Annotated in this window: 23 protein-coding genes; 14 read left to right on the forward strand and 9 right to left on the reverse strand. The window is 41.1% G+C overall.

What is annotated here, in order from left to right:
* Nucleotides 1-4: 4 nt before the first annotated feature.
* Together rpsM and rpmJ are read right to left on the reverse strand one after the other, a co-directional pair.
* Nucleotides 5-373 (reverse strand): 30S ribosomal protein S13, encoded by a 369-nt coding sequence (gene rpsM / locus OFO00_RS02585; RefSeq protein WP_270858513.1) that lies wholly within the window; start codon nt 371-373, stop codon nt 5-7.
* Nucleotides 374-376: 3 nt separating this feature from the next.
* On the reverse strand, nt 377-490 hold the full coding sequence (gene rpmJ, locus OFO00_RS02590; protein ID WP_270858514.1) for a 50S ribosomal protein L36: 114 nt from the start codon (nt 488-490) through the stop codon (nt 377-379).
* 242 nt (nt 491-732) lie between these two features.
* On the opposite strand from rpmJ, the gene OFO00_RS02595 reads away from it, so the two are divergent.
* From OFO00_RS02595 to tkt, 12 genes are all read left to right on the forward strand, one after another.
* Entirely contained in the window at nt 733-1905 is a 1173-nt protein-coding gene (locus tag OFO00_RS02595; protein WP_270864766.1) for a 1-acyl-sn-glycerol-3-phosphate acyltransferase, read from the forward strand.
* Nucleotides 1883-2713: a phosphatase PAP2 family protein gene (locus OFO00_RS02600; protein WP_270864767.1), complete on the forward strand. Its 831-nt coding sequence runs from the start codon at nt 1883-1885 to the stop codon at nt 2711-2713. Before OFO00_RS02595 ends, OFO00_RS02600 begins: the two co-directional genes overlap by 23 nt.
* Nucleotides 2694-5174 (forward strand): PEP/pyruvate-binding domain-containing protein, encoded by a 2481-nt coding sequence (locus tag OFO00_RS02605; RefSeq protein WP_270864768.1) that lies wholly within the window; start codon nt 2694-2696, stop codon nt 5172-5174. The genes OFO00_RS02600 and OFO00_RS02605 overlap by 20 nt, the downstream gene beginning before the upstream one ends.
* Before the next feature lie 98 nt (nt 5175-5272).
* On the forward strand, nt 5273-5878 hold the full coding sequence (locus OFO00_RS02610; RefSeq protein WP_270862949.1) for a lactate utilization protein: 606 nt from the start codon (nt 5273-5275) through the stop codon (nt 5876-5878).
* 191 nt (nt 5879-6069) lie between these two features.
* Nucleotides 6070-6741 carry a SapC family protein gene (locus tag OFO00_RS02615; RefSeq protein ID WP_270858480.1) on the forward strand — a complete coding sequence of 224 codons (672 nt, stop codon included), beginning with the start codon at nt 6070-6072 and terminating at the stop codon, nt 6739-6741.
* A gap of 23 nt (nt 6742-6764) precedes the next feature.
* Nucleotides 6765-7031 carry a NifU family protein gene (locus OFO00_RS02620; RefSeq protein ID WP_270858479.1) on the forward strand — a complete coding sequence of 89 codons (267 nt, stop codon included), beginning with the start codon at nt 6765-6767 and terminating at the stop codon, nt 7029-7031.
* The gene (locus tag OFO00_RS02625; protein ID WP_270858478.1) at nt 7021-7575 is read left to right on the forward strand and encodes a histidine kinase; all 555 of its coding nucleotides are present in this window, start codon (nt 7021-7023) and stop codon (nt 7573-7575) included. Before OFO00_RS02620 ends, OFO00_RS02625 begins: the two co-directional genes overlap by 11 nt.
* Nucleotides 7559-8848 (forward strand): UDP-N-acetylmuramoyl-L-alanyl-D-glutamate--2,6-diaminopimelate ligase, encoded by a 1290-nt coding sequence (locus OFO00_RS02630; RefSeq protein ID WP_270864769.1) that lies wholly within the window; start codon nt 7559-7561, stop codon nt 8846-8848. Before OFO00_RS02625 ends, OFO00_RS02630 begins: the two co-directional genes overlap by 17 nt.
* Nucleotides 8845-9192 carry an aspartate 1-decarboxylase gene (gene panD, locus OFO00_RS02635; RefSeq protein WP_270864770.1) on the forward strand — a complete coding sequence of 116 codons (348 nt, stop codon included), beginning with the start codon at nt 8845-8847 and terminating at the stop codon, nt 9190-9192. The genes OFO00_RS02630 and panD overlap by 4 nt, the downstream gene beginning before the upstream one ends.
* A 3-nt stretch (nt 9193-9195) precedes the next feature.
* Nucleotides 9196-9519, forward strand: a complete 324-nt coding sequence (locus OFO00_RS02640; RefSeq protein ID WP_270858475.1) for a YbaB/EbfC family nucleoid-associated protein — start codon at nt 9196-9198, stop codon at nt 9517-9519.
* An 8-nt stretch (nt 9520-9527) separates the two neighbouring features.
* On the forward strand, nt 9528-10379 hold the full coding sequence (locus tag OFO00_RS02645) for a polyprenyl synthetase family protein (RefSeq protein WP_270864771.1): 852 nt from the start codon (nt 9528-9530) through the stop codon (nt 10377-10379).
* Between the two features lie 2 nt (nt 10380-10381).
* Nucleotides 10382-12292: a transketolase gene (gene tkt / locus OFO00_RS02650; RefSeq protein WP_270864772.1), complete on the forward strand. Its 1911-nt coding sequence runs from the start codon at nt 10382-10384 to the stop codon at nt 12290-12292.
* A gap of 48 nt (nt 12293-12340) precedes the next feature.
* Here tkt and OFO00_RS02655 read toward each other — a convergent pair whose 3' ends face one another.
* Nucleotides 12341-13132 (reverse strand): hypothetical protein, encoded by a 792-nt coding sequence (locus OFO00_RS02655; protein ID WP_270864773.1) that lies wholly within the window; start codon nt 13130-13132, stop codon nt 12341-12343.
* A 151-nt stretch (nt 13133-13283) separates the two neighbouring features.
* On the opposite strand from OFO00_RS02655, the gene OFO00_RS02660 reads away from it, so the two are divergent.
* Together OFO00_RS02660 and OFO00_RS02665 are read left to right on the forward strand one after the other, a co-directional pair.
* Nucleotides 13284-13790, forward strand: a complete 507-nt coding sequence (locus OFO00_RS02660) for a glycine zipper 2TM domain-containing protein (protein ID WP_270864774.1) — start codon at nt 13284-13286, stop codon at nt 13788-13790.
* 111 nt (nt 13791-13901) lie between these two features.
* Nucleotides 13902-14909: an AI-2E family transporter gene (locus OFO00_RS02665; protein ID WP_270864775.1), complete on the forward strand. Its 1008-nt coding sequence runs from the start codon at nt 13902-13904 to the stop codon at nt 14907-14909.
* 42 nt (nt 14910-14951) lie between these two features.
* On the opposite strand, the gene gdhA is transcribed toward OFO00_RS02665, so the two are convergent.
* The 6 genes from gdhA to gltX all read right to left on the reverse strand — a co-directional run bounded on the left by gdhA (nt 14952) and on the right by gltX (nt 21723).
* The gene (gene gdhA / locus OFO00_RS02670; protein WP_270864776.1) at nt 14952-16310 is read right to left on the reverse strand and encodes an NADP-specific glutamate dehydrogenase; all 1359 of its coding nucleotides are present in this window, start codon (nt 16308-16310) and stop codon (nt 14952-14954) included.
* Nucleotides 16311-16319: 9 nt separating this feature from the next.
* Nucleotides 16320-16997 carry an MqnA/MqnD/SBP family protein gene (locus OFO00_RS02675; protein ID WP_270864777.1) on the reverse strand — a complete coding sequence of 226 codons (678 nt, stop codon included), beginning with the start codon at nt 16995-16997 and terminating at the stop codon, nt 16320-16322.
* A gap of 116 nt (nt 16998-17113) precedes the next feature.
* Complete coding sequence (locus OFO00_RS02680; protein WP_270864778.1) at nt 17114-17479, reverse strand: hypothetical protein; 366 nt, start codon at nt 17477-17479, stop codon at nt 17114-17116.
* Nucleotides 17480-17579: 100 nt separating this feature from the next.
* Nucleotides 17580-19040, reverse strand: coding sequence for a nicotinate phosphoribosyltransferase (locus OFO00_RS02685; RefSeq protein WP_270864779.1), 1461 nt, complete (start codon nt 19038-19040; stop codon nt 17580-17582).
* Nucleotides 19041-19089: 49 nt separating this feature from the next.
* Nucleotides 19090-20343, reverse strand: a complete 1254-nt coding sequence (locus OFO00_RS02690) for a malic enzyme-like NAD(P)-binding protein (RefSeq protein ID WP_270864780.1) — start codon at nt 20341-20343, stop codon at nt 19090-19092.
* Complete coding sequence (gene gltX, locus OFO00_RS02695) at nt 20344-21723, reverse strand: glutamate--tRNA ligase (protein ID WP_270858464.1); 1380 nt, start codon at nt 21721-21723, stop codon at nt 20344-20346.
* Nucleotides 21724-21760: the final 37 nt, after the last annotated feature.

Raw genomic sequence — 21760 nt, forward strand, 5'->3', positions numbered from 1 at the left:
ATCCTTATTTAGTTGCCGCGCCGACAGTTTTGCGTTTGCCCTTGCGGGTTCTAGCATTTGTCTTTGTTTTTTGACCGCGAACAGGAAGACCTTTTCTGTGTCTTAAACCTCTATAACCACCCAAATCCATCAAAGCTTTGATATTCATCGCAACTTCTTTTCTAAGATCACCCTCAACCATATAGTTTTCTTGGATCTCTTTGCGGATTGTAGCAGCCTCATCTTCGCTTAGATCAGCAACTCTTTTGTCGTAAGAAATGCCAGTGGCATCAAGAATTTTTCTTGAAGTGAAAAGACCTATACCATAGATATAAGTTAGACCATACTCAATTCTTTTTTTCTTTGGTAAATCAACACCTGCGATACGAGCCATAACTTATCCTTGTCTTTGTTTATGTTTTGGATTGTCACAAATTACATGGACAACACCTTTGCGTTTGACGACTTTACATTTGTCGCACATCTTCTTAACAGAAGGACGAACTTTCATCCTAGACTCCTAAAATTTTATTCCGCTTAATGCAACTTGCACTTAGGTTTAACGAATTTCAGGCGAAAGTATCAAACCAACTGTTTTCAAAATAGCGGTGATTTTGAAAACACTTCTTCACGCAGTTAGTTGCAAAAAATGGTAAATTTATCCAAATTTAGCTTTAAATTTACTTATTAAGCGTAGAAATTTTATAAAATTTATTGTAAAATACCTGCTTATTTTATTTTCAAAGAGCAGAAGTGATTTCTAAAATTTTAGTTTGGATTATAGTAAATTCATATTTTCGAAAAATTACCAAATTTGACAAATTTGCCACAAATCGCGCCAAGTGCGCCAAAATTTTCGCCCTTTCACACAGAAACGGGGCGGTTGATGGCTGGGTTTATTCATACATTTTTAAAAATGCAGTTTTTACTCTTGCAAAGTCCCTTCAAAGGAATTTCTTTTTAAAAATTTTATTTCCAGGAATTGCGATTTTTCGCGAAAAAGACGAACCAAAAACATACAAACAAAAAAATATACGAGCCTTTAAAAATATGCTAAACACCCTAAATCACACTCCGCTTTGCATATTTCCAGAAGGCACAAGTTCGCTTGGATTATCGCATTTGCCTTTCGAAAAGGGAATTTCTACGCTTAGTGCTACCTTTGTAAAACAAAATAAAAAATCCCTTGCAATCACGCCGTTTGCGATATTTTACGATGATCCGACCTGTATGGGCGGAAAGGTTTTTGTAAATTCGGGCGAGGAAATTATCGTAAATTCCATAAATTCAGATGAAATTCAAACAAACTTAACCCAAAATTTTGAAAAAATTTTAACCAGCTACAAAAGCGAAAAAGATATGCAAAATGCGCATAAAATCGCTATTTTAGCCACGCTGTTTGATGAGAGCAAAAATTACGGCGAAATTTTATTAAAATTACAAAAGCGAAATTTTACAAATTTGGTGCAAAATTTGCAAATTTACGAAGAAAAAATAAAAGGCAAAAATCTACTTTTTTACAAAAAAATTGCAATTTATCCAAAAAATATCCTCCTTGCTTTTTGGACTTTATTTATAACTTCGGTTGTGGTTTTGCCGACATTTGCGCTAAATTTTATCCCCATAATCTGTGCGTTTTTCGCGGGCAAAAAATCAGAGGAAATCCACACTATATCGCTATATAAAATTATTGTAGGATATGGAATCGGGGCGGTTTTTTACTTTATTTTGGCTGTTTTGGGTGTAGTTTTTGGTGGAGGATTTGGGGCTTTGGTTGTGATTTTTGCCTTGATTTTTTCGCTATTTGGGTTTAGATTATACGGCGCTTTTAAAAAACACCTTTTTGCTATTTTAAACTTAGCAATTTTTCCAAACGCAAGAAAAAACTTTTTGAGATTAGAAAATGAAATTTGCACAAATTTATAAAAATATCTTACCGCATGAAATACTCTGGCTTGCGTTTTTCGGAATTTTGCTAATTAGGCTTTTGTTTTTTGGTGGCTACGGATTTAGCGTGTTTTGCGCGGTTTGCATAGGTGCGATAGTTTATAATATTTCTAGCAAAAGCCAAATTTTGCGTTTTGGATTTTATGTATTTTTAATGAATTTAATCTTTGTCTTGCTTAGATACATTTCGCCCATCATTAATCCTAGTGGCAAAAAAGACGCATTTTTATACAGCGTTGATTGTGCGCTATTTGGGGATTTTGTGGGTTTGTATTTGCAAAAATTTCATAGCGAAACTTTAACTGAAATTTTTGCATTTTTTTATCTTTTATTTCTGCCACAACTGCTTTTCTTTTTTATCTATTATCTTTTTAAAAAAGATTTAACCGCAAAATTTTATATCGGCCTTATGAGCCTTTATGCTGCCGGGTTTTTGGGTTATATTTTTGTCCCAGCAATCGGACCGTATGAGTTTTTGGCTCCGAAATTTCACTCCCCTTTACAAGGATATTTTTTCTTTGATTTATTAAACGAAAACTACGCCAAAGGCAGCAATCTAACCGATGTTTTCCCAAGTCTGCATTGTGGTGTTTCGTGCTTTATTTTGCTTTTTAATTTCAAATTTGATAAAAAACAATTTCGCATTTGGCTAATCCCGACACTGCTACTTTGGGTTTCTACGGTGTATTTGCACTATCATTATTTAATCGATTGCATTGTAGGTATTATGCTAGCTACGATTTGTTTTTATTGCGTAAAGGAAAAAAATGAATATATTAAAATTTAACGACCCAAAAGCCGTAAATATCGCGCTTTGTGGCGGAAAAGGTGCAAGTTTAGCCAAAATGAGTCAAGCTGGTTTTGCTGTGCCACAGGGTTTTATCGTTACAGCTAGTGCGTATAAGAAATTTATCGCAAATGCGAATTTAGAGTTAAATTTCGAATATGAAAATTTAGAAATTTTAGAAAAACAGAGCGAAAATTTACGAAAAAAGCTATTAAATTTGCCTCTGCCAGATGATTTGAAAGATGAAATCAAAGAAAATTTAGCGCTACTTGGCGCAAATAAATCTTACAGCGTTCGCTCATCTTCTACGCTAGAAGATCTTGCAAATTCGGCTTTTGCAGGGGCGCACGATACATTTTTGAACCAAAAAGGCATAGATGAAATTACGCAAAAAATCAAAGAGTGTTTCATCTCGCTCTGGCTTCCTCGCGCCATAGCCTATCGCCACAAACAAGGTTTTGCGCAAGAAAATGCCGATATGGCTGTGGTCGTGCAGGAGATGATTTTTGCAGATAAAGCCGGTGTGAGTTTTGCCATAAATCCAGTCAATGGAAATTTTGACGAAATTTTAATCAACGCAAACTACGGACTTGGTGAGTCTGTGGTGTGTGGGGAATACGATGTCGATGAATACCACATAGACAAAAATTCTCTAAATTTGATTTCAAGCGTTATCGCAAACAAGCAAAAATCCATTTTATGGGGAGAAAATGGCACTTATGAGAGCGAAATTCAACCAAATTTAGCAAATTTGGCTTGTCTTAGCGAAGATGAGCTAAAACAAATCGCGCAGTTAAATATAAAAACAAGCGCGCATTACGGCTTCGTCCAAGACATAGAGTGGGCGATAAAGGATAATAAGCTCTATCTTTTGCAATCTCGCCCCATAACGACAATCGTGCCACACTTCACCAGAGATGAAGCCGCAGAACGCTATCCAAGCGTGATAACTCCGCTGACTTGGGATTATGTGGATTTGGCCTTTCATATCTCGCTAAAACACTCGTTTGAGTTAATGGGGCTTCCACCATTTAACGGCAAATGGTTTGCAATGTTTGACAACTACATTTATGGCAACCAAAACGCGGTAAATTTGTATATGCAAACCCCACCTTTAAATGTAAAAAATTTAGAGCAATTAGCCCAAATTTTGCCTAGTTTGAAACAAAAATTTAGCTACGCTTTTTCTTTGCCTAATTCTTGGAATATAAACTTATCGAATTATCTCTTGCAAATAGGCGGTTTAAAAGCCCAAAATTTAGACAATAAAAGCGAAAAAGAAATTTGGGAATTTATTCAAAACTTAGTTTGTATCGGCACAGAGTATTTCAAGCCAAATATCGCAATATCAATAACGCAGTTTATGATTTATAAATTTTTTATGCGATTTTTGCAAATGATCGATGAGAGCAGGGCTGCTTCGTGGTTTGATGCTCTATGCACAGCGCAAACCAAAACCAGCCTGATAAATAATGAAATTTTAAGCTTAGCCTCGCATGTCGCCCAAAATAGTGAGCTAAAAGATATTTTTATTTCACGAAATTCAAGGCAAATTTTAAGCGAAAATTTACTCGATAAATTTAGCGATTTTAAAGCCAAATTTGAAAAATTTATAGATTTGCACGGACACAGAGAGGTCGAGTTTGACTCGTATATTCCTACATGGGCTGAGGCGCCACACATAGTTTTGGATAATATAAAAAATATCTTAAACAATCCTGTCATGCAACACAAAAACAAATCTAGCGAAATTTCAGCCAAAACAAATAAAGCTCTTAGTGAAATTTTAAACGCAGTGCCAAAAAATTTGCAAGAATTTACCCTTGAATTTGCAAATTTAGTCCAAATTTACACTATGCTTGATGATGAAGAACACTACCAAACCACCAGACTAACTCCGATGATGAGAAAAGGCATAAAAGCCCTTGGCGAAAAATTGGCGCAAAAACATATCATCGCCAAGCCGTATGATCTATTTTTCGCGCATTTACAAACGCTAGAAACCGCGGTAAAATCTGGCGAGTATGAAAGTCTAGCAAGCGAGATTCAATCGAATAAAACCGCGTATTTGAAAAACAAAAATTTGACCCCGAAATGGGATTTATCGGCCGATGAAAAGAGCGAGTTTAACCCAAATGCCAAAATCCTAAAAGGGCTTCCTGCTAGCATGGGTGTGGCAGAAGGAAGTGTTTGCGTGGTGCGAAGTAGCGATGATTTTGCAAATTTTATACCAAACTCTATCCTTGTTGCGCGGACGACAAATCCGGCTTGGACGCCACTTTTTTACAGCGCAAAAGCACTGATTACCGAAAGTGGCGGTGTTTTATCGCATGGGGCAGTTAGCGCAAGAGAGATGAAAATACCAGCTGTCATGGCTGTAAAAAGCGTAATGCAAATTTTGCAAAACGGGCAAAAAGTGCGCGTAGATGGCAAAAATGGAATTGTGGAAATTTTGGATTGATTTGTAATTTTTAGCTAAATATATCAGAGCGCGTCCAAAACGGCTAAAATTTTTGCAAATTTTGATAAAATAACCAAATTTTATTTCAAGGGGCAGAAATGAATTTCGACAAAATAACCAAAAATTTGGAAAAATTAGGCTACAAGGTCAGCGCTTTTGAGAGCAAAGAAAAGGCTGTGGAGTATCTAAATATCTATATCCACGATGTCAGTGTGGGCTTTGGCGGTTCGATGAGCGTAAAGGAAATGGGGCTGTATGAGAGCCTCAGAGAGCACAACGAAACCTACTGGCACTGGCTACTTGACAAAAATCTCAGCGTCGATGAAACGCGCAAAAAAGCCCTTACGACCGATGTTTATATCTCGTCTGTCAATGGCATTTCAGAAGACGGCGAAATCATCAACATCGACGGCACCGGTAACCGCATAGCAGCGATTTGCTACGGGCACAAAAAGGTCTATTTCATCGTGGGCAAAAACAAAATCGCGCCAGATTTTGATAGCGCGATGAGCAGGGCTAGAAACATAGCTGCCGTGAAAAATACAAATCGCTTTAAATCAAAAACCCCGTGCGTGGCTAATGGCGATAAATGCTACGATTGCAAGAGCAAAGAGCGCATGTGCAGGGGGTTTAGCATATTTTACTATCCGCCGTATGGCTGTGAATACGAAGTGATTTTGATCAACGAAAATTTAGGATTTTAAGCAAATTTCGCTGTTTTGCCTGAAATCACATAGACCAAATCCCTACAATAATAAAATCAAAGCGTTTAAATTTAAATTTGTAATGAATTGAAAATTTAAACGCTAAATTCGCAAATTTCGCGCCATAATAAATTTTATTCTAATCCTAAATTTAGTATAATCGCGGGATATTTTTTATTTAAGGACAAATCATGAGACCAGTTATACTCGATAGCGTAAAACACGCAGACCTAAAATACCACGCAGACGCGATTCCAAACGAGCCGTTTGTGCCTGTAATCGCGCCTGAGGTTCCAGCGTGTTCTGATAAATTAGTCATCGTTTTTACAAACGAACCTGAGCCAAAAATGGTAGCACTTCTAGGCCGTTCAAAAAACCTTTTAATCGACAAAAGCTACAAAGGCATGGTGCCATCAGCTATCCAAAACTACCCATTTTTCCTAGCCAAAATCGAAGATCGCATGGTGATTTGCTTCGATGAGGACGCCAAACAAATCAAAGGCGAGGGCGAGGCGCTGTTTGAAGACGGCAAACCAACGCAGTTTTTGGAAAATTTGAAAAGCGTAATGAAAAACTACTGGGAGCTAAACGCCATTACTAGCGAGGCTGCAAAAGAGCTAAAAGAGGCTGGCGTTTTGGAGGCAAAAGAGCTAAATATCCAAAAAGACGGCGAGACGATTACGCTATTAAACGGCTTTTTGATACTAAACCGCGAGAAACTTTTGGGCCTAGATGATAAAAAACTAGCCGAATTTGCGCGCAAAGGCTATTTGGAGCTAGCGTTTTTCCACCTAAAAAGCCTAAGCAATCTACAAACCCTAGGCGATAAAATCATGGCAAAAGACGCGCCAAAAAGCAATTAAAGAGCAAATTTAAAGGAATTTTAATGATACCATTTAGCGATGAAGAGCTTTTAAATCCTGTCAAGGCTAGCCTCGATACTATCCGCCCAATGCTACAAAACGACGGCGGTGATATGGAGCTTCGTGGCATTAAAAACGGCGTTGTGTATGTTACGCTAACAGGACATTGTCATGGTTGCGCTGCTAGCGGACAGACGCTGAAATTTGGCGTAGAAAGACAGCTTCGTATGGATATCCACCCAGAACTTAGCGTCGTAAATATCCCACAAGGCGAGAATTTTGAGCTATAAATCAAAAGGGCTAAACGCCCTAAAATCTGGCAAATTTGAGTTTGCTAAAACATTTTTTGCCCTAGCGCAAGAGCAAAAACCAAGCGACGAGCTTTTGTTTTTAATCGAGCTTTGCGATTTGGGGCTTAGCGAGCCAGAAGAGGCCTTGATGCTGTATGAATTTTACACCCTAAAACCTAAGCCAAAACCTAGCGTTTTGTTTCGAATTTTAAACTCAATTAACGAAAAAATCGCTAAGAAAAATGCTGAAATTTCAAAGAAATTTTCAGATGAGGCAGAGGGGATAGACGCGATTTTATACAAAGATTTCATGCGCGCTGTAAAGGAGAGCGGAAGCTTCAAAAATGTCTTTGAGAGCGTGATTTTTTCATCAAAAATCGCGGTTGAGAACAAAGACGAGATGATTGAGTTTTTGCAAAATTTGCTTGCAAATGGATTTGATGAAATTTGCATTAATTATATCGAGGCGAGTTCGGAGCATTTCGCTGGGGATTTGCGCCTAGATGAGATTATAAAAAAGATAAAAAATGAAAATAGGGATTAAAAATAGTTTTATCACCGATAATTCGGGCGAGTGCGAGAGCGGGTGCTATTTTGTGCAAACTAGCGCAAATTCCAAATTTAGCGCACAAGCTGTGCAAAACGGCGCACAAATCATTTCTATTAGCGAAGCAAAGGCGCTTTTAGGGATTGATGAGGGTATCAAAATCGTAGGCATTACCGGCACCAATGGCAAGACCACGACCGCAGCACTGATTTATTCTATGCTTTTGGATTTGGGGTATTCTGTGGGGCTGTGTGGCACCAGAGGGGCTTTCATAAATGATAAAAGGATCGATGAAAAGGGGCTTACGACAAGTTCTGTTTTTAAAACGATGAGTTATTTGCTAGAAGCGACTAAGCAAAAGTGCGAATTTTTCGTCATGGAGGTTAGCTCTCACGCAATCGCGCAAAACCGCATTGAGGGGCTAAATTTCGCGCTTAAAATTTTTACAAATTTAAGCCAAGACCATTTGGATTATCATAAAACTATGGGCGAATACGCCGCGGTAAAAAGCTCGTTTTTCGCCGATGAGAGCGCAAAGCTTATCAACAAAGACGACGGCCATATCGAATTTAACCTAAAAAATGCCCTAACTTATGGCGTGAAAAATCCAGCTACTTTTAGCGTGCTAGCTTACAGCGTAAAAGGCGCAATCGACGCTATGATAAAAACTCCAAATGGAGAGTTTGAAATTTCTAGCGAATTAATCGGCGAATTTAACCTTTACAACGCCCTAGCGGCCTTTGGCGCAGTTAAAATGCTAACTAATAAAAACGAAAAAGATATAGCAAAAGCTCTATTAAATTTCGCAGGGGTTGAGGGTAGAGTGCAAGTAGTAGCCAAAAACCCCCTTGTCATCGTGGATTTTGCACACACGCCAGATGGGATCGAAAAGGTGCTAAATGCGCTCAAAGATAACGAACTAATCGTGGTTTTTGGCGCAGGTGGCGACAGAGATCCTCTAAAACGCCCATTAATGGGGGCTATGGTGGAGCATTTCGCTAAATTTGCAATCATCACTAGCGATAATCCACGAAGCGAAGATCCACAAAAAATCATCGCCCAAATCGAAGAGGGCATGCGAGATAAAGAAAAAATCACAAAAATCGCAGATCGCAAAGAGGCGATTAAAAAGGCGATAAATTTGGCGCAAAATGGCGAAGTGGTCGTGATTTTGGGCAAGGGCGATGAGACTTACCAAGAAATCAAGGGCGTAAAATATCCATTTAGCGATAAAGATGTCGTTTTAGAGATTTTAAAGGAGCAAAAATGAAAATAACAATGCTTCAAAGCAAAATTCACAGAGCCCGTGTAACGGACGCAAATTTAAATTATGTCGGCTCGATTACGATTGATAAGGAGCTTTTAAAAGCCAGCGGTATGATAGAGTTTCAAAAGGTTGAAATTTTAAATATCAACAACGGCGAGCGATTTAGCACATATATCATCGAGGGCGAGAAAAAGGGCGAGATTTGCCTAAATGGCGCGGCTGCGCGCAAAGTTTGTGTGGGTGATGTGGTAATCATCGTAAGTTATGCGCAAATGAAGCCAGACGAGGCGAAAAAATTCAGACCAAAAATCGTGCATGTAAATGAAAAAAATGAGATTGTGGAGTAAGAGATGTTTGAGGGAATGGATTTTTCTAAAATGGGCGAAATGATCGAGCAAATGCAAGAAAAGGCAAAGCAGATCCAAGAAGAAAACGCCAAAAAAGAATTTAGCGTCAAAGTCGGTGCTGGTATGGTCGCTATCAAAATCAACGGCGCTGGCGAGGTTTTGGATGTGGAGATTGACGATAGCCTTTTGGAGGATAAAGATAGCTTGCAAATTTTGCTAATCTCAGCGATAAATGACGCCGTAAAACTCATAGAAAACGAAAAGAAAAACGCCGCAACTGCCATGCTAGGCGGTCTTGGCGGACTAGGCGGATTTGGCGCGAATTAGGAATAAAAATGGAAATTTTAAAGGAATTTAAAGAGTATTTGCGCGAAAACCCACTTCATGCACCTAGCTTTCACCCATATTTCGAAGAGGCGTTAAATTATATGTTGGGTGCTGGTGGGAAGCATTTTCGCGCTCAACTGCTTCTTGGCGTGGTCGCTGCTATAAATAAAAATAAATTTGCAGACGCCCTGCCTGTCGCAAAAGCCCTAGAAATGGTGCATACATACTCACTAATCCATGATGATTTACCTGCTATGGACAATGCTGATTTTAGACGCGCTCATCAAACCATACACAAAAAATACGATGAGGTTACAGCGATACTTGTGGGCGACGCGTTAAATACTGACGCGTTTTTGGTGATTTCTAAGTCAAATTTAAGCGCAGATATTAAGGTAAAATGCGTTGAAATTTTAGCCAAAAATGCTGGTTCGGCGGGCATGGTTTTAGGTCAAGCGATTGATTGTTATTTTGAGAAAAAACACTTAGAAATATCAGATTTAAAATTTTTGCACCTTCACAAAACAGGCGCCCTAATAGCCGCTTCGTTTGAACTAGGCGCTGTTATAGCGGGTTTGGGCGATGAAAAGGCGAGGAAATTTTATGGCGTCGGGTTAAATTTGGGACTAGCTTTTCAGATACAAGATGACATCATCGACGCTACGCAAAGCTCCCAAACCGCAGGAAAGCCTACTATGCACGACACGGATAAAAATTCTTTTACAAATTTACTCGGCGTCGAACGCGCCAAAGAGTATAAAAACTCACTCATTTCGCAAATCGAAGAAAGCATGAGCGATGAGAGTGAAAATTTGCAAAATTTAGTATCAAATTTGATAAACAAATATCTGAAAGGATAAAAATGAGAAGTAAAATTTCAAACACCATTAAATTTTTGAGTGCGGATATGATCCAAAAGGCTAATTCTGGCCACCCGGGCACTCCTATGGGGCTAAGCGATGTGATGAGCGTGCTTATGGAAAAGCTAGTGCATAATCCAAAAAACCCAAACTGGCTAAACCGCGATCGCCTCGTATTTTCCGGCGGTCATGCAAGTGCTTTGGTATATAGCTATCTATATCTTAGTGGCTATGATATCGCGCTGGAAGATTTGAAAAATTTCCGTCAGCTTCACTCCAAAACCCCAGGTCACCCAGAAATCACAACCCCAGGCGTAGAAATCGCCACAGGTCCGCTAGGTCAAGGCGTGGCAAACGCTGTGGGCTTTGCAATGGCGGCAAAATACGCTGCAAATTTGCTAAATGACGAAAACACAAAGGTAATCGATCATAAAATTTATTGCCTTTGCGGGGACGGCGATTTAGAGGAAGGTATCAGCTACGAAGCATGCGCGCTGGCAGGTTGCCACAGCCTAGATAATCTAGTCATTATCTACGATAGCAACAAAATCACGATAGATGGCTCAACTTCGATTGCGTGGGACGAGGATATCAAGGTTCGCTTCGAAGCCCAAGGCTTCGAGGTGGCTCGCATAGACGGACACAATTTCGACCAAATCGAATTTGCCCTAGACGAGGCCAAAAACAAAACCAAACCATACCTAATCATCGCAAATACCGCTATCGGCAAGGGTGCATTGGAGCTAGAAGGTAGCCACAAAACTCACGGCGCACCTTTGGGTGAGGATCTCATAAAAAGAGCCAAAGAGGCACTGGGCTTTAACCCTGATGAGAGTTTTAGCGTGAGCGAAGATGTGCTTTTCGCCACTCGCGCAGCCGTAGAAAAGGGCGATTTGGCTGAGAAACTATGGAACGAAAAAATCGCAAATTTAAGCGCAGAGAAGAAAAATTTATTAAATTCACTTCAAAATCCAAATTTTGACGCTATACAATTCCCTGATTTTAGCGGTCAAAAGGTCGCTACGCGCGATAGCAATGGCAAAATTTTAAACGCAATCGCTGCCGCGCTTCCTAGCTTCATAGGCGGAAGCGCAGACCTAGCAGCCTCTAACAAGACCGAATTAAAGGGCTTTGGTGACTTCCCGTATGGCAAAAATTTCCACTTCGGGATCCGCGAACACTCAATGGCTGCGATAAACAACGCTATTGCCAGATACGGGCTGTTTATCCCATTTTCTGCGACATTTTTTATTTTTAGCGACTATCTCAAAAATAGCGCGAGAATGGCGGCACTTATGAGCCTAAGACACTATTTTGTTTTCACTCACGATAGTATCGGTGTAGGCGAGGACGGTCCGACTCACGAGCCAATCGAGCAACTCTCAACCTTCCGCGCAATGCCGAATTTTTACACCTTCCGTCCGGCTGACGGCAACGAAAATGTAGAGTGCTGGCGCGCAGCACTGGCCACAAACGCCCCTGCTGCCTTTGTTTGCTCACGCCAAGGCTTAGAGGCTTTGCCAAAGGCTGTATTTGGCGAGGCAAAAAACGGCGCGTATTTAATCAAAGAGTGCGAAAACGCCGATATCACGCTAGTAGCTAGCGGTAGTGAAGTAGGAATCTGCCTAAAAGCTGCCGCGCTTTTACAAAGCGAAAATATCAGAGCAAATGTCGTTAGTGCGCCTTGTTTCGAGCTTTTGTGCGAACAAAGTGAAGAATACAAGGTTAGAATTTTCAAAGGCAAAGTCCTAGCCGTCGAGGCTGCAAGCGCGCTAGAATGGTATAAATTCGCTGATGAAATTTTAGGCATGAAGAGCTTTGGCGAGAGCGCACCAGCTGGCGAGCTATTCAAACTTTTCGGTTTTAGCGATCTAAATGTCGCAAACGAAGCGAAAAAACTTCTAAACAGATAATCCAAAATTTAGCCAAATTTTAAAATTTGGCTAAATTTCTTTTAAATTTTACTTGCAATCGCTTGGCGAAATTACGATAGAAGCTAGGTTATTGTCGATTTTAGGCAAGATATAACGCCACTCCATGGCGATTTCGTTATCTCTGTATTCGGCTAGCTCCTCGGCTTTGCAGTAAAGCTCCAAAAGCTCGCCGCTTTTTAATACCAAATTCGAGCGCAACTTATCTTCGATTTCGCCTATTTTTGCCATTGATTCTGGTGGAAGGTCGAATTCATAGTAGTGCGTTAAAAGATTGTTTTGGCAAGTTATGTCGTTATAAATTACAACGCCGTTTTTGTATGGTAAATCTTTTTTGCTGGCCTTGATTAGCGCGATAGTTTCGGCGTTTTGGCATTTATCGGCGTTTTCTTGTTCGCTTTTATTTTGATTTGGAGCCGATAAAATTATCGTTTGCGTGGAAGTGGCTGGTGCCTCTGCCGTCTCAGGCTCACTTGGCGCGAGATTTTTTGTATTTGGCTCATTTGAAACACTCGGCGCGCTTTTTTCTTGCGCGAAATTTGGCGCTTCTAGCGTCTTTGGCGCGCTTGCAATTTCACCCAAGCCATCTTTGCTCGCATCAAAAACAGCTGGCGTATCAGGCATGGCTAGCGTGGTAGAATTTATAGGTTTTGTCGGTGTTGCGGAGTTTGCGGCGGCGATTTTGTCAAATTCGCGCGAAATTTCTAGCTCTATGGAATCATTTTTTTTCGTGTTAGCTAAGCGCTGTTTTTCTCTTTTTTTCTCCTCTCCACACCCCGCTAAAAGCACCAAAAGACCAGCCAAAACTAGAAATTTTCTCATAAATTTCCTTTTTTTAAATTTTGCAAGAATTATAACGATTTAGGCTTAAATTTGTAATAGCAAAATTTAGCCAAATTTAATATATGATTAAAATAAATTTACCACGGAAGTGTATAATCCTCGCATTTTATCTCATTTTAAAGGAGTTTTAATGAAAAAATCTCTACTTAGCCTTAGCGTAGTTGTGATGATTGCGCTTAGTGGTTGCTCTAACAAATCGGAAACTTTGGGACCTGATGTCTATGACGAGCATGGATTAAACCAAGAACAAAACGCCAAAACTATCCAAATTCTCTCAATCGTCCCAGCCAAGGTCAGGGTCGATAATACCGAAAACAAACGCCTAGCCCAAGCCGCAGGTGGCGTAGTAGGCGCTGTGGGCGGAGCTGTGCTAGGTCATAAAATGGGCGGCCGCCACGAAACAGGCGGTGCTGTGGCTGGTGGCGCGATAGGTGGCGTGCTAGGAGCAGGAGCAGGATCGATGGTAAGCGATACCAAGGTAATCGACGCCGTGACAATCACATACAAAGAGGGCAAATCGCTTAAAAGCTCGACACAAGCAGGTCGCGTGTGCCAGTATGCTAATGGCGAGGCGCTGATGATTTCATCATACTCTGGCGAGACGAGAATCCAGCCAAACGCGGTGTGCGCTGATTAAATTTAGCCGAATTTACCCGTGAAATTTACGGGTAAATTCCACTTTGCAAAAAATCTAAAATTTACAAATTTTTATTAAAATATAGAACAAATTTCAAAATTTAGGATTACAATGAAACTTCAAATGTCCCTAATCTCGGCTGCTTGCGTGGTGATAATCATAGCAGGACTTAAAGCTGCTGGCTCGATTATCGTGCCGTTTTTGCTAGCGATTTTTATCACGGTTTTGATTTCGCCACTAATGCTATCTATCCAAAAACTGCGCGTTGGGCGATTGTTTAGCTTTTTGATCGTGGTTTTGGGATTTCTTGGCGTTATGGGATTTATGGGCGATATCGTATTTAAGGCGGTTAGAGAGTTTTCGGCGCAGTTACCAGAGCTGGGGGCGAAATTTAACCAGGTCCTAGGTGGCGCGCAAGAGAGGCTGAATAATTACGGCATTGATTTTGATCTAGCTAGCCTCGGTGCTGAGCCCTCTGAAATGGTATCTCGCGCGACAGCTGTGGCGAAAAAAACAGGCGGAATTGTAAGCACCGGGTTTTTTGTCTTTATTTTGGTCTCTTTCATGGTCTTTGAAAGCTCGGTAATTGATGCGAAAATCAAATATTTTTCCGCTCGCAACCGCGGTATGCATAAATTTATGAAAAAATTTGCCCCAAGCCTGAAAAAATATCTACTTATCAAAACGATTTCAAGCGCCACGACAGGCGCGCTAATCGGGCTTTGTCTGTGGCTACTTGGCGTGCCGTATGCAGCACTTTGGGGGATTGTAGCCTTTATGCTAAATTATATCCCTACAATCGGCTCTATAATCGCCGTTTTTCCGACGCTTTTTGTAACCTTGGCGACAATGGATTTAAGCGTGAGTATTTGGGTCGTGGCGATCTATCTCATCATAAATGTCGTCATCGGAAATATCATCGAGCCTAGATTTATGGGCGAGGGGTTGGGGCTTTCGACACTAAGCGTGCTAGGCGGTCTTCTTCTTTGGGGATTTGTCTTTGGTGTGGGGGGTATGTTTTTGGCTGTGCCACTTACTATGAGCATACAAATCGCGCTAAATTCGAACGAACGCACGAAATCTATCGCTACACTTTTAAGCAATAAAATTGAGCATTAAATTTTAAAATTTCGCTAGGGAAATCCTAGCGAAATTTAGCTATTAAACATAGCCTTGATCTATCATTGCATCGGCTACTTTGCGGAAACCTGCGATATTTGAGCCAAGAACTAAGTTGCCCTCATCGCCGAATTCTTTCGAGGTTTCATAGCTAGTGCGGAAGATATGCCTCATAATCTCGTGTAACCTGCCATCGACCTCCTCGAAACTCCATGATTCAAGTTGAGCGTTTTGCATCATCTCTAAGCCACTTGTCGCCACGCCACCAGCATTTGCTGCCTTTGCAGGGCCAAATAAAAAGTCTTTTTGGCTTAGCATAAAATCAATCGCAGCTAGCGTGCTAGGCATGTTTGCCCCCTCGCATACAAGGCGACATCCGTTTGCGTATAGGGTTTTTGCGTCCTCTAAGCTTAGCTCGTTTTGTGTAGCGCTTGGGAAGGCTGCGTCGCATTTGACGCTCCATACACCATTTCTGCCCTCTGGATACTCACTAACTGGGGTAAATTTAGCGTTTTTGCGCTCTTTGGTGTATTCAGCTAGTCCTACTCTAAGCTCCTCTTTTAGCTTTTTAAGTAGAGCTAAATCAATGCCATCTGGATCGTAGATAAAGCCGGTAGAATCGCTAATAGTAACTGGTTTTGCCTCTAATTGATATAGTTTTTCGACTGTGTAGATTGCGACATTTCCTGCGCCAGATATTGCGCAGATTTTGCCACGAAGCCCTTCGCCTTTTTTAGCTAGCATTTCTTGTGCGAAATACACTGAGCCGTATCCTGTGGCTTGCATGCGAGCTAGGCTTCCGCCCCATGCTAGGCCTTTGCCAGTAAGTGCGCCATCAAATCTGCGAGTGATTTTTTTGTATGCGCCATACATATAGCCGATCTCTCTACCACCCACGCCGATATCGCCGGCTGGGACATCTGTATTTTCGCTAATAAGTCTGTGAAGTTCTAACATAAATGCTTGGCAAAATCTCATAATCTCGCCGTCGCTTTTGCCTTTTGGATCGAAATTTGCGCCACCTTTGCCGCCGCCGATATTAACGCCTGTGAGTGAATTTTTGAAAATTTGCTCGAAACCTAAAAATTTCAAAACACCCATATTTACGCTAGGGTGAAATCTAAGACCGCCTTTGTATGGGCCAAGTGCTGAGTTAAACTCGACGCGGTATCCCGTATGCACGCAAGGCTCGCCACGATCGTTTGTATAGACTACGCGAAAGCTTAGGCTTCTCTCTGGCACGGTGATTCGCTCTAAAATTCTGTGTTTTGTGTATTTTTCTTCGCGCTCGATTAGGGGAGCAAGAGAGTTAAAAATTTCAGTCGCTGCTTGTATAAAAACTTCTTCGCCCGGATTTTGCTCTTTAAGGTTGTTTAACAACCCTGCCACATAACTGTTCATATCTCCTCCTTAAATTGGTTTATAATTAAATTTGCTTGCTTTTTTTAGGAAAATTTTAAGTGCGCGCCTCTCGCGCGCGCCGACTTTGTAGCTTATGAGTTGGAGGTATTCTAAGATGTCTTTTTCAGCAATTCCTCTGCTTCTAGCGTATTTGATGAGGATATATTGCGGGATTTTGACCTTAGTGCGTAAAAACGCCTCGGTAAGTTTGGCGTAAATTTCGTGATTTTTAACCGAGCATAAAATTCCAAAAACAAATGGCAAATTTGTGTTTTTGTGCCAAATTTCGCCCAAATCGTAAAATTTCTCTTCCCCTTGCGATAAAATCGCGCGCAGAGCGTTATCGCCGATGATGACCTCGCCACTAATGCCTAAAATTCGCGAGAGCATATTTGAGCTCATCGAGGCTGGATCTAGGCGTGGGGTGGTGTTTTTACGCACGAGCACGCTTTTTACCTTTTTTTGGGCGACTATGCCAAGAGGGTGGGTGGAGTATTTTTTGTGGCGGGATTCTATGCTAGAAATCACGGCCGCATCGACACGCATTGCGCGCAAATCGCGACAGAGCTTGCTAGGGACGCCTTTTTTGAGCTCTATGAATTTTTTGGTATGCGCTGGCAAAGGTAGAGATTTTAAATACACATGAAAAGGGAGTAAATTTAAATAATCTATCTTGCCAAATCGCATCCATATTCCTATTTTAAAATTCGTAAATTATATTACTATTTTTGTAAGAAAAAGTTAAAATTTTAAAATTAATAAAACTAATAAATTTTGCCACCAAGGAGGTGGCAAAATTTGGATTAATTGACTTGTGAGATTGAGAGCGAGTTGTATTTGCTAAACTCGACTATACCCTCGCCGCCCTCTTTGAAGTGGATACTGACACCTTTGTCATTTTCCATGTAAATTCCGCTAGCTGAGCGTTGGCGAGTTAGGTTGTGAGTTTTGCCCTCGCTGTCAGTTAAAACCGCTGTGTCAAACAAATCGTTTGAAGCTAGGCTTAGTTTTTTGCCATTTTCGGTTTTGAAATTTAGCACTTCCATTTTGGCGGTCGCTGTGGTGTGGTTTTGCTCATTAATCGCGTCCTCTGGGGATTGGCGAAGCTGCTTTGAGGCGCAACCTGCCAAAAGTAAAAGCGCAGCCGCGCATGAGAGAATTTTGCTCATTTTCTATCCTTTTAAAATGAAATTTTACGCAAGAAATCTTGCAAACGCGCAATTATAGTCAAAATTTTTATTTTAAAAGTAAATAAAAATTTACTATTTTCTACGATTTGCCTAAATTTGCATTGATTTCATCAATCAGCGATTTTCGCGTCTCCCAAAGCTTAGCCGATAAATCTACTTTGTAGGTTTGCGGGTGGATATTTCGCAGGTATTCGCACCAAAATTTTGCCTTAGCCTTGCGCGAAAATTCGGCGATTTGCATGACGGATTTTTTCTCGCCGACAAATTTGCCATGGACAAACACGGGCTTTAACATAGCCTTTGCGCTGAAATTTTCGAGTTTTTTGCGCTTGTAAGTGTAGAGTGGGTGGAAGATTTCAAGTGGTGCGCTCTCGTCGATACTTTCATTTTCAAGCGTGATTAAATCCGCTAGCGCCATGCCACTATCTTTGTCATAGAGCCTGAAAAACTGCTTGTAGCCGGGGTTGTTTATCTTGCGTGGGTCGTTTGAAATTTTAATCTTTGGCAAAATTTCGCCCTCTTTTTCGATACCGCTTAGCTTATAAACGCCGCCAAGGCTTGAACTATCGCCACCTGTGATTAATCTCGTGCCAATGCCCCAGCTATCAATTTTAGCGTCGAAAAGTTTGAGCTGATCGATCGCGTATTCGTCCAAATCGTTGCTGGCTGTTATTTTGGCGTCCTTAAATCCAGCGTTATCAAGCATTTTGCGAGATTGTTTGGTCAGATACTCCAAATCGCCAGAATCAATGCGGATTCCAAGCGGTTTGTGGCCTTGCTCGCGAAGTTCTTCAAAAACCTTAATCGCATTTGGCACGCCAGAATTTAGCGTATCGTAGGTATCGACGAGCAAAAGCGCGGAGTCTGGGTAAATTTTGGCGTAAGCGCGAAAGGCCTCGATTTCGCTAGGAAAGCTTCCAATCCACGCATGAGAGTGCGTGCCGATAGCTGGTATGTCAAAAATTTTGGCAGCTAAAACATTTGAGGTAGCCACGCAACCGCCGATTATAGCGGCCTTTGCACCAAAAATCGCAGCACTTTTATCCTGCGCTCTGCGAAGCCCAAACTCCATTACGCTACCCTCTCCTGCGCTGAAATTTATGCGCGAGCTTTTGGTAGCGATTAGGGTTTGGAAATTTATGGTGTTTAAAATCGCAGTTTCGATTAACTGTGCCTCGATGATATTTGCTTTGACGCGGATTAGTGGCTCGTGTGGAAATACGACCTCGCCCTCATCGACAGCGTAAATTTCGCCACTAAATTTGAAATTTTCAAGGTAGGTTAAAAATTCGTCCTTAAAACTCCCAAGCGAGCGCAAATACTCTATATCATCACTGCTAAAATGCAAATTCTCTATATAATCCACCACTTCGCTCATACCACAAAATATCGCATAACCGCCACCACATGGGTTTTTGCGGTAATACATATCAAAAACTGCGACTTCACGCGGTTTTAAGAAAAAATATCCTTGCATCATTGTGAGTTGATAAAAGTCAGTAAGTAGGGCTAAATTTGATGAATTTTCGAAATTTTGCATTTTTTTGATACCTTAAATTTTGAAATTTCCCGAAAACGGGAAATTTCGATTATTTTGATTGTAAAGATTTTTTGTAAGCCTCGAAATCGAAATTGCTTACTCTCGCGACGCCATCATCGATCGCAGCCTTTGCCACAGCGGCTGAAATGATAGCAAATACGCGCGGATCAAATGGATTTGGTATGACATAATCTCGTCCAAATTTTAAATCAGGCTTGCCTAGCATTTTTAGCACATCTGGGTGGATTGGCTCACGGGCTAGCTCCGCCATAGCGCGAGAAGCGGCTAGTTTCATATTTTCGGTGATTTTTTTAGCTCTTACATCTAGCGCACCACGGAAAATGTAAGGGAAACCCAAAACATTGTTGATTTGATTAGCAAAGTCGCTTCTACCAGTGCCTACGATTGCATCGTCCCTCACGGCATGTACCTCATCTGGGTAGATTTCAGGCACAGGGTTAGCCAGAGCGAAGATTATCGGCGTTGGCGCCATTGATTTTACCATTTCGGCTGTTACGACGCCCGGTTTGCTAAGGCCAAGAAACATATCCGCCCCCCTCATCGCATCTGCTAGGCTTCTATCGTTTGTGTCGATAGCAAATTCCATTTTTTGCGGGTTTAAATCATTTCTGCCAGTATGAATCACGCCCTTTGAATCGAGCATAATTACATTTTTTGCGCCAAGACTTTTATAGAGTTTCGCGCACGCAATACCTGCTGCGCCAGCACCAGATACTACGATTTTCATATCTTCGATTTTTTTGCCACTGATGTAGGCTGCGTTGATTAATCCAGCACCTGTAATCATCGCTGTGCCGTGCTGATCATCGTGCATGACAGGGATATCGACGGCATTTTGTAGCTCTTTTTCGATCTCAAAGCACTCAGGAGCTTTGATATCCTCTAAATTTATTCCACCAAATGTCGGCGAGATAGCCTTGCAAATTTCGACTATTTTTTTAGGGTCTGTTTCGTTGATCTCGATATCAAAGGCATCTACGCCAGCAAATTTTTTAAACAAAACCGCTTTTCCCTCCATTACTGGCTTTCCTGCGATTGCACCTATATCTCCTAGCCCCAAAACGGCCGTTCCGTTTGTGATAACTGCGACAAGATTTGATTTGTTGGTGTATTTGTATGCTAGCTCATTATCGGCCTCAATCACCTTGCAAGGCTCGGCCACACCCGGTGTGTATGCTAGGGTCAAATCCTCTGGTTTAGCGCATGGGGTTTTGACATTTATGCCGATTTTTCCGCCGATATGATACTCTAATGCCCTTTCTTTCAAATCATTTTGTGCCATTTAAATTCCTTTCTGTAATAAGCTAGAAATTCTAGCTTTAACCTCGTCGCTACCTAAAATTTCAATCATCTCAAATATCGACGGACTTACGCTCGTTCCTGTTATGGCGACTCGCAAAGGTTGGGCTAAATCTTTTAGCTTCACTTCGTTTGCCTCCAAAAATTCCATTGTCTTCGCCTCGATTTCGCTTGCAACGAAATTTGAGGTTAAAATTTCTTGGAATTTTGCGAGTAAGGCTATCGAATTTTCGTTGATAAACTTTTTATACGCTTTTTCATCATAAATTTTTAAAGGATTGATTAAGGTTGCGATTCCGTTCGCCATTTCGGCTAGGGTTTTTGCCCTCTCTTTGTATTGATCAATGATAAGCTCTTTTTTAGGGTGCTGGACTATATCTACGCCAAATTCTAGCAGGTGGGCGCAGGCTTCTGTAACGCTTAAATTTTTAATGTAATGCGCATTTAGCCAATCAAGTTTGGTTTGGTTAAATGTGCTTGCACTTTTGCCGATATTATTAGGATTAAAGAGTTTTTTCATATCGTCCATGCTAAAAATTTCATCGTCCCCATGCGACCAGCCAAGGCGGACTAAGAAATTTAGCAGAGCTTGTGGCAAATAGCCCATTTTTTTGTATTCCATGACATCTGTCGCGCCGTGGCGTTTAGAGAGTTTTGAGCCGTCAGAGCCATTTATCATAGCAACATGGTAAAATTTAGGCACTTTAAAGCCAAGTGCGTTATAAAGCACGATTTGTTTTGGGGTGTTTGATAGGTGATCGTCGCCTCTGATGATGTCTGTAACGCCCATTAGCGCGTCATCTATGACGACCGTGAAATTATAAGTTGGCGTGCCGTCGCTTCTAGCGATGATAAAATCGTCTAAAATGTCTTTGGCTTCAAATTTCATATCGCCTTTAATGCCGTCGCTAAACTCAATCGTGCCGTCAAGTGGCGATTTTATGCGGATTACTGGCTCGATACCAACTGGTGGAGTGCCTGTGAAATCGCGATACCTATTATCGTATTTTGGGCGCTCTTTTCTGGCTTCTTGCTCGGCTCTTAGTGCGTCTAGCTCAGCCTTGCTCATATAGCATTTATATGCTTTGCCCTCATCAAGGAGCTTTTGGACATATTCTTTGTATAAATCAAATCGTGAGCTTTGATAGACGATTTCGCCGTCGTAGTCTAGACTGCACCATTTAAACGCCTCTTCGATAGCCTTTGCAGCCTCTACTGAATTTCTTTTTAAATCCGTATCTTCAATGCGAAGCAAAAATTTGCCGTTATTTGCTCTTGCGTATAGGTATGAAAACAGCGCGGTTCTTAATCCGCCGATGTGCAAATACCCTGTCGGGCTTGGTGCGAAACGAGTTACAATCATAAATTTCCTTTTTAAAATTTTACTTTTTAATGTTATA

It is taken from the genome of Campylobacter sp. VBCF_04 NA7 (genome assembly GCF_027737405.1).
Taxonomy (GTDB): Bacteria; Campylobacterota; Campylobacteria; order Campylobacterales; family Campylobacteraceae; genus Campylobacter_B.

Excerpts from the sequence above, each read along its gene's own strand:
- rpsM (WP_270858513.1), bottom strand. The coding sequence starts at position 373 with ATGGCTCGTATCGCAGGTGTTGATTTACCAAAGAAAAAAAGAATTGAG.
- rpmJ (WP_270858514.1), bottom strand. The coding sequence starts at position 490 with ATGAAAGTTCGTCCTTCTGTTAAGAAGATGTGCGACAAATGTAAAGTC.
- OFO00_RS02600 (WP_270864767.1), top strand. The coding sequence starts at position 1,883 with ATGAAATTTGCACAAATTTATAAAAATATCTTACCGCATGAAATACTC.
- OFO00_RS02605 (WP_270864768.1), top strand. The coding sequence starts at position 2,694 with ATGAATATATTAAAATTTAACGACCCAAAAGCCGTAAATATCGCGCTT.
- OFO00_RS02610 (WP_270862949.1), top strand. The coding sequence starts at position 5,273 with ATGAATTTCGACAAAATAACCAAAAATTTGGAAAAATTAGGCTACAAG.
- OFO00_RS02615 (WP_270858480.1), top strand. The coding sequence starts at position 6,070 with ATGAGACCAGTTATACTCGATAGCGTAAAACACGCAGACCTAAAATAC.
- OFO00_RS02620 (WP_270858479.1), top strand. The coding sequence starts at position 6,765 with ATGATACCATTTAGCGATGAAGAGCTTTTAAATCCTGTCAAGGCTAGC.
- OFO00_RS02630 (WP_270864769.1), top strand. The coding sequence starts at position 7,559 with ATGAAAATAGGGATTAAAAATAGTTTTATCACCGATAATTCGGGCGAG.
- panD (WP_270864770.1), top strand. The coding sequence starts at position 8,845 with ATGAAAATAACAATGCTTCAAAGCAAAATTCACAGAGCCCGTGTAACG.
- OFO00_RS02640 (WP_270858475.1), top strand. The coding sequence starts at position 9,196 with ATGTTTGAGGGAATGGATTTTTCTAAAATGGGCGAAATGATCGAGCAA.
- OFO00_RS02645 (WP_270864771.1), top strand. The coding sequence starts at position 9,528 with ATGGAAATTTTAAAGGAATTTAAAGAGTATTTGCGCGAAAACCCACTT.
- tkt (WP_270864772.1), top strand. The coding sequence starts at position 10,382 with ATGAGAAGTAAAATTTCAAACACCATTAAATTTTTGAGTGCGGATATG.
- OFO00_RS02655 (WP_270864773.1), bottom strand. The coding sequence starts at position 13,132 with ATGAGAAAATTTCTAGTTTTGGCTGGTCTTTTGGTGCTTTTAGCGGGG.
- OFO00_RS02660 (WP_270864774.1), top strand. The coding sequence starts at position 13,284 with ATGAAAAAATCTCTACTTAGCCTTAGCGTAGTTGTGATGATTGCGCTT.
- OFO00_RS02665 (WP_270864775.1), top strand. The coding sequence starts at position 13,902 with ATGAAACTTCAAATGTCCCTAATCTCGGCTGCTTGCGTGGTGATAATC.
- gdhA (WP_270864776.1), bottom strand. The coding sequence starts at position 16,310 with ATGAACAGTTATGTGGCAGGGTTGTTAAACAACCTTAAAGAGCAAAAT.
- OFO00_RS02675 (WP_270864777.1), bottom strand. The coding sequence starts at position 16,997 with ATGCGATTTGGCAAGATAGATTATTTAAATTTACTCCCTTTTCATGTG.
- OFO00_RS02680 (WP_270864778.1), bottom strand. The coding sequence starts at position 17,479 with ATGAGCAAAATTCTCTCATGCGCGGCTGCGCTTTTACTTTTGGCAGGT.
- OFO00_RS02685 (WP_270864779.1), bottom strand. The coding sequence starts at position 19,040 with ATGCAAAATTTCGAAAATTCATCAAATTTAGCCCTACTTACTGACTTT.
- OFO00_RS02690 (WP_270864780.1), bottom strand. The coding sequence starts at position 20,343 with ATGGCACAAAATGATTTGAAAGAAAGGGCATTAGAGTATCATATCGGC.
- gltX (WP_270858464.1), bottom strand. The coding sequence starts at position 21,723 with ATGATTGTAACTCGTTTCGCACCAAGCCCGACAGGGTATTTGCACATC.